Here is a 767-nt window from a genome sequence, read left to right as displayed (position 1 = left end):
CAGGCGAGCCGTCGATCACGAGGAGATCCTTGCTGCCCGACAGCGCGGCGACGTCGCCGGGCCGCGCAACCTGCACGCGCAGCGCCGGGAAGCCGGTCCATTCGCCCATGTGGCCGAGCATCGTCAGGTAGGCCTCGAGCTCCTGCGGCGACGGCCGGTCAGGCATCACGACGGCCGTCTGCGACAGATCGGCGAAGCGCGTGAACGGGAAGCCGCTGTTCGCGAAGAACGCGAGGTTCGGCAACTGCGCGTAGTGAACGAAGTGCGAGAAGTCGATCGTCGAATCGGGATCGATCGCCGCGCGCTGCGGCTCGGTCGCCGTGCTCGAGCACAGGCCCGTCTTCTGCGAATCGAGCGTGAAGCGGAACTGCAACTGGTTGCCGCTGCCGACCCGGAACGCCGGGATGTCGACGTCGCTCGTCACGCGCCCTTCCGGCACCGACAGCAGCGGCAACTGCATGCGGCCGTGCGCGTCCTCGGCATGGGCCGGCCCGAGCCGGTACGACTTCACGAGCTGGTCGTTGATCTCGACGGCGAGCGTCGAGTTGTCCTGCACCGTCGGCGCCGTGTAGCGGTAGCGCAGCGTGATCGGCACGCCCGCGCCGTTCCACGAATGCAGATCGGACGGCACGCGCAGGTTCAGGCGGATCGCGTCGGGCGACGTGCCGCGCACTTCCAGTTCGCGCGTGTCGGATACCAGCTCGCGGAACGCGATCGGCCGGTTCACCGGCAGCCAGCGCGGCGCGTCGTACGGCTTGCGCGGTGCA

Annotated in this window: 1 protein-coding gene; it reads right to left on the bottom strand. The window is 69.2% G+C overall.

The window, feature by feature from the left end:
• Window positions 1-767: cellulose biosynthesis cyclic di-GMP-binding regulatory protein BcsB (locus G3N93_RS40805; RefSeq protein WP_206135613.1), on the bottom strand; the 767-nt coding region annotated here is incomplete at both ends.

The sequence above is a fragment of the Burkholderia sp. Se-20378 genome, from assembly GCF_017104665.1.
In the GTDB taxonomy this organism is placed as follows: domain Bacteria; phylum Pseudomonadota; class Gammaproteobacteria; order Burkholderiales; family Burkholderiaceae; genus Burkholderia; species Burkholderia lata.
The sequence above is the reverse complement of the archived record's forward strand: the minus strand, read 5'-3'. Positions and strand labels throughout refer to the sequence as shown.